The sequence below is a fragment of the Novosphingobium sp. Chol11 genome (assembly GCF_945870625.1).
Taxonomy (GTDB): Bacteria; Pseudomonadota; Alphaproteobacteria; order Sphingomonadales; family Sphingomonadaceae; genus Novosphingobium.
The window spans coordinates 1-5,034 of sequence record NZ_CAMBTS010000153.1 but is presented as its reverse complement, the minus strand read 5'-3'; the positions used below and the strand labels follow the sequence as shown (position 1 = coordinate 5,034).

Genomic DNA, 5,034 nt, shown 5'->3' with positions numbered 1-5,034 from the left:
GCGCTGCGGATTTCTTCGAGGTAGATGGCATCTGCCTTGCGCAGGATATCGCATTTATCGCGCGTGACTTCGCCGGGGATGCGGATGGCAAGGCCGGGCCCGGGAAATGGATGGCGGCCCACGAATATCTCAGGGAGCCCGAGCTCGCGGCCCAGCGCGCGCACTTCGTCCTTGAACAGTTCGCGCAAGGGCTCGACCAGCTTTATGTTCATCCGCGCGGGCAGGCCGCCGACATTGTGATGGCTCTTGATCGTGACCGAAGGCCCCCCGGTAAACGAGACGCTTTCGATCACATCGGGATAAAGCGTGCCTTGCGCCAGAAAATCCGCGCCGCCGACTGCACGTGCTTCTTCTTCGAACACATCGATGAAGGTCTTGCCGATAAACTTGCGCTTGGCTTCGGGGTCGGTGATCCCGGCCAGCCCGCCGAGGAACAATTCCGAGACATCCTTGTGCACCAGCGGAATATTGTAGTGGTTGCGAAACAGGCTGACGACCTGCTCGGCTTCGCCCAGCCGCATCAGGCCGTGATCAACGAAGACGCAGGTCAGTTGGTCGCCGATCGCCTCGTGGATCAGCACGGCGGCTACTGCGCTGTCAACGCCGCCCGACAAGCCGCAGATGACGCGGGAAGAGCCAACCGCGGCGCGGATTTCAGCGATCTTGGTCTTGCGGAATTCGGCCATCGTCCAATCGCCCGCGCAGCCGCAGACATGGCGCACGAAATTGGCGATGAGCTTGCCGCCATCGGGGGTGTGGACCACCTCAGGGTGAAACTGCGTGCCATAATAGCGGCGCGCTTCATCGGCGATAACGGCAAAAGGCGCGCCATCCGAGACAGCGACAATGCGGAAACCAGGGGCAAACTCGGTAACTTTGTCGCCGTGGCTCATCCACACCTGGTGGCGCTCGCCCATCGCCCAGAGGCCGTCAAACAGTGCGCAAGGCTCGGTCACGGTCAGAAACGCGCGGCCGAACTCACCCGAATCGCCCGGCTCGACACGCCCGCCCAACTGCTGCGACATCACCTGCTGGCCATAGCAGATGCCCAGGATCGGCACCCCGCTGTCAAACAGGACTTGCGGCGCGCGGGGCGATCCTTCCTCGGGAACGCCAGCGGGCGACCCGGAAAGAATGATTCCCTTTGGGGACATGCGCGCGAAAGCGGCCTCGGCCTGGCTGAACGGGGCGATCTCGGAGTAAACGCCCGCCTCGCGCACGCGGCGCGCGATCAGTTGGGTCACCTGGCTGCCGAAATCGACGATAAGTATGGATTCTGAAGGCTGAATAAGCATGTCAGGCCGATAAGGGCACGCCGCGAGCCTGTCCAGTTGATGATGCGGAGGGCCCGCAGCACAGTTGCACGAAATGACAAAAAGGTGACGATTGCGCGAAATGCAATTGCATTTACGCCGTTCGCAATTGCGAAATACGCCAAAAAGCGTAGTTGCCGCCTCGTTCAAAGAGCTCCTGCAATCCACCACCCTGCCGGCGCCGATGAACTGGGAGAGTTGCCTGAAAGTGCCTCAACAATGGAGCACACCATGCGCAATTTTACAGCTATCGTCCTGCCAATTCTTTTTGCTGCCAGCATTAGCGGCATCATGTTCACCGCCACGCTCGCCTGAGCGCAGCAGTGAGCTATCATAATCACGAAAACGGCTGCCCTTCCCGTTAAGGCAGCCGTTTTTGTTTCCCCATTAGGCGCGCTATGACATGCGGGATGTCTATTCCAGCCCCCGTCGCCCGGTTCGCCCCTAGCCCTAATGGCCATCTCCATCTCGGCCATGCCTATGCGGCGATCACCGCACATGATCGCGCCGCGGAAGAAGGCGGCACTTTCCTGCTCCGCATCGAAGACATCGATGGCGCGCGCAGCCGGCCCGAGCTGGCAGACGAATTCCGCGAAGACCTGAACTGGCTGGGGCTTTCGTACCGGGAGGTCGCGCCGCAATCGCAGCGCCTTTCCGCCTATCGCAATGCCGCAGACGAGCTGCGCGCGATGGGCCTCCTCTATCCTTGCCGTTGCACGCGCAGCGAGGTGGCCGATGCGGCCACGCTCCAAGGGCCTGATGGTCCCATCTACCCGGGTACCTGCCTGCGTAACCCGGTGCTCGGCGGCGACAATCTGGTCTGGCGGCTTGATATGGAGCAGGCAGCGGAGTTGGCCGGTCCGCTCGAATGGCGCGATGAGCGGCGCGGCGTGCAGCGTGCTCGGCCCGAAATGTTCGGCGATGTTGTCTTGTGGCGGCGCGATGCGCCTGCCAGCTATCATCTGGCCGCGACGCTGGATGATGCCGCCGATGGCGTGAGCGTGGTGACGCGCGGCGCTGATCTGTTTGCAGCAACACATGTGCACCGGCTGCTTCAGGCGATGCTGGGTTTGCCAGTGCCGGTGTGGCATCACCACGCGGTCCTGACCGAGGCGGACGGACGCAAGATCGCCAAGCGGCGCGGCGCTCTGGCGCTGACGGATCGCCGACGCGCCGGTGAAGACGGGTTGGCCCTTGCGGCGGCGATCAGGGCCGCCCACTTTGACACTGGTCAATCGCTCAGCGAAATCCTAAACCTTGCGCCATGATGTACATTCTGATCCCGATAATCGCCGTCCTCATGGGCCTGACCGTGCTTTCGCTGGTGCGCGGCATCGCTGCGTTTCTGAATACGACGAAGGAAGACCTTGAGCAGGCCGGCACCGGGGCGACCAAGATGCAGGCGATGCAGAACAAGATGATGTTCAATCGCATCAAGTATCAGGCGGCGGCCATCGTGGTCGTGATGATCATGCTGGCCATTGGCGGCGGCGGACGCTGAACTCGATCGGGTTGTTCTATGGTCAAGCTTAACAAGATTTACACACGCACCGGCGACGCCGGAACAACCGGCCTCGTCGATGGCTCGCGGCGCGCAAAGTTTGATCCGCGGATGAACGCGATTGGCGACGTCGATGAGTTGAACAGTGCGCTAGGATGGGCGATCATGGCCGTCGCCGCCACGACTGCCGCCGATTTGCGCCGGATTCAGAACGACCTGTTCGATTTGGGCGCAGATCTGGCGACGCCGGTCGGCGAGGCCGAGGGAGCAGACTTTGCGCCTTCTGAAATGGTGCTCCGGATCGTACCGGCACAGGCTGATTGGATCGAGGCGCGGATCGACGCGCTGAATGAAAACCTGCCCCCACTCACCAGTTTCATTCTGCCCGGCGGCAGCGAAGGCGCGGCGCGGATCCATCTGGTGCGCGCGATCGCGCGCCGCGCCGAACGTGCTGGCGTGGCACTGGCAGCAGTCGAACCGGTCAATCCCGCTGCTCTGATGTATCTCAATCGGCTCTCGGATTATCTGTTCGTGCTCGCCCGCGCGCTCAATGCGGGCAATGATCCGTTGTGGGTGCCCGGCGCTTCGCGCTGAGTGGACTTGGCGCCTTCGCACCGCTAGTCAGCCTTTCGCAGGTGCGAAGCGGGGAACTGAGATGAAGACAATTGCCATAATCGGGGCTGGTCAAATGGGCGCGGGCATCGCGCAAACGTCCGCGCAGAGCGGCTTTGGCGTGTTGCTGGCCGATGTCGCCATTGCCCTTGCCGAAAAGGCACGGGCCAAGATCGGCGCATCGCTCGCGCGGCTGGCGGAAAAGGAAAAGATCACCGCCGCAGAAGCGCAAGCCGCAATCGACCGCATCCAGCCGGTCGAAGGCTATGCGGCGATGGCTGATGCCGACCTGATCATCGAGGCGGCGACCGAGCGCGAGGATATCAAACTCCGCATCTTCGAGGCGGCTGGAAAAGTGCTTCGCGCCGACGCCATTCTGGCCTCCAATACCAGCTCGATCCCGATCACCCGCATGGCCGCCAGCGTGCCCGATCCGGCGCGCTTCATCGGGGTGCATTTCTTCAATCCGGTGCCGCTGATGAAGCTGGTCGAGCTGATCCCAGGCCTCGCCACCGCGCCCGCCACGATTGATCGCATGCGCGCCTTTGCGGGCGCGCTGGGCAAAGAGGTGGTGCTTTCGCAGGACGAGCCCGGCTTTATCGTCAATCGCATCCTCGTGCCCATGCTGAACGAGGCATGCTTCGTGCTGGGCAGCGGCACCGCGTCGATCCCGGATATCGACAAGGGCTGCAAGCTGGGCCTCAACCATCCCATGGGGCCGTTCGAGCTGGCCGATTTCATCGGGCTGGATACTTGCCTCGAGATCGTGCGGGTGATCCATCAGACAACCGGCGACTCCAAGTATCGCCCGGCCCCGCTGCTGGTGAAATATGTCGAGGCGGGCTGGCTTGGCCGCAAAAGCGGCCGGGGCTTTTATGACTATTCGGGCGAAATTCCGGTCCCGACGCGCTGAACAGCCCGCCGCAGATGGCGCCCCGCTCCGCCCATAGCGTTAGCGCCTAGATGCCTTAGCGAGAAACCTAAGCTTCTGTACTATAAGTATTTTTTGAAAGAGACAAAGCAAGAAGATAGCCCACAGGGTTGGCATGCTTATGCCCAACCGCTCGCTCGCCCCCGCTCTCTTCACCTTGCTCGCGCTGCTACTTGTGATCCCAGCCCCGTCATCCACGGCCGCCACCTGGACCGATACAGACCGCGGCGCGTTTGCCAGTTGCAGCGGTTCCAACCGGATCACCTGCGTCGTCGATGGCGACACTTTCTGGTATCGCGGCCGCAAGATCCGCATCGCCGATATCAATGCCCCCGAAGTGAGCCGCCCGGGGTGCGCGCGCGAGGCGGCGCTGGGTGCGGCCGCAACACGGCGATTGACCGAACTGCTCAACGCCGGGCCGTTCACCTTGGCAATCGAGGGGCGCGAAACAGATCGCTATGGCCGCGCGTTGCGCGTGGTGCTTCGCCGAGGGATCAGTCTCGGCGTTCAGCTTGAGCGTGAGGGGCGGGCCGAGCCTTGGCGAGGCCGGCGCGGCGACTGGTGCGCGGTCTGAGGGAGGACTGGCTTAAGCCGCGCGCAGTCCGGCGAGGCCCTTCGCCCCCCGGTCTTGCGCGGAAAGCCCATCGAACATCGCATCGATGATCCGCGCCAGCTTG

At 62.8% G+C, this 5,034-nt stretch carries 7 protein-coding genes; 6 read left to right on the top strand and 1 reads right to left on the bottom strand.

Annotated elements, in window-relative coordinates:
* The coding region (gene guaA, locus Q0O40_RS15310) for a glutamine-hydrolyzing GMP synthase (RefSeq protein WP_295531840.1) at positions 1-1,295 on the bottom strand (1,295 nt) is incomplete at its 3' end.
* 84 nt (positions 1,296-1,379) lie between these two features.
* On the opposite strand from guaA, the gene Q0O40_RS15305 reads away from it, so the two are divergent.
* The 6 genes from Q0O40_RS15305 to Q0O40_RS15280 all read left to right on the top strand — a co-directional run bounded on the left by Q0O40_RS15305 (position 1,380) and on the right by Q0O40_RS15280 (position 4,931).
* Positions 1,380-1,628, top strand: coding sequence for a hypothetical protein (locus tag Q0O40_RS15305; RefSeq protein ID WP_295531837.1), 249 nt, complete (start codon positions 1,380-1,382; stop codon positions 1,626-1,628).
* Positions 1,629-1,723: 95 nt separating this feature from the next.
* Positions 1,724-2,581: a tRNA glutamyl-Q(34) synthetase GluQRS gene (gluQRS, locus tag Q0O40_RS15300; protein WP_295531834.1), complete on the top strand. Its 858-nt coding sequence runs from the start codon at positions 1,724-1,726 to the stop codon at positions 2,579-2,581.
* Positions 2,578-2,814, top strand: a complete 237-nt coding sequence (locus Q0O40_RS15295; protein WP_295531831.1) for an HIG1 domain-containing protein — start codon at positions 2,578-2,580, stop codon at positions 2,812-2,814. The genes gluQRS and Q0O40_RS15295 overlap by 4 nt, the downstream gene beginning before the upstream one ends.
* Positions 2,815-2,832: 18 nt before the next feature.
* A complete protein-coding gene (locus Q0O40_RS15290) occupies positions 2,833-3,408 on the top strand; it encodes a cob(I)yrinic acid a,c-diamide adenosyltransferase (protein ID WP_295531828.1) in 576 nt (191 codons plus the stop codon).
* A 61-nt stretch (positions 3,409-3,469) separates the two neighbouring features.
* Positions 3,470-4,339: a 3-hydroxyacyl-CoA dehydrogenase NAD-binding domain-containing protein gene (locus Q0O40_RS15285; RefSeq protein WP_295531823.1), complete on the top strand. Its 870-nt coding sequence runs from the start codon at positions 3,470-3,472 to the stop codon at positions 4,337-4,339.
* A gap of 133 nt (positions 4,340-4,472) precedes the next feature.
* Complete coding sequence (locus tag Q0O40_RS15280; RefSeq protein ID WP_295531820.1) at positions 4,473-4,931, top strand: thermonuclease family protein; 459 nt, start codon at positions 4,473-4,475, stop codon at positions 4,929-4,931.
* The last annotated feature ends 103 nt before the right edge of the window (positions 4,932-5,034 follow it).

Bases quoted from the DNA above. Each gene is read 5' to 3' on its own strand.
- gluQRS (WP_295531834.1), top strand. From the start codon at position 1,724: ATGTCTATTCCAGCCCCCGTCGCCCGGTTCGCCCCTAGCCCTAATGGC.
- Q0O40_RS15285 (WP_295531823.1), top strand. From the start codon at position 3,470: ATGAAGACAATTGCCATAATCGGGGCTGGTCAAATGGGCGCGGGCATC.
- Q0O40_RS15295 (WP_295531831.1), top strand. From the start codon at position 2,578: ATGATGTACATTCTGATCCCGATAATCGCCGTCCTCATGGGCCTGACC.
- Q0O40_RS15290 (WP_295531828.1), top strand. From the start codon at position 2,833: ATGGTCAAGCTTAACAAGATTTACACACGCACCGGCGACGCCGGAACA.
- Q0O40_RS15280 (WP_295531820.1), top strand. From the start codon at position 4,473: ATGCTTATGCCCAACCGCTCGCTCGCCCCCGCTCTCTTCACCTTGCTC.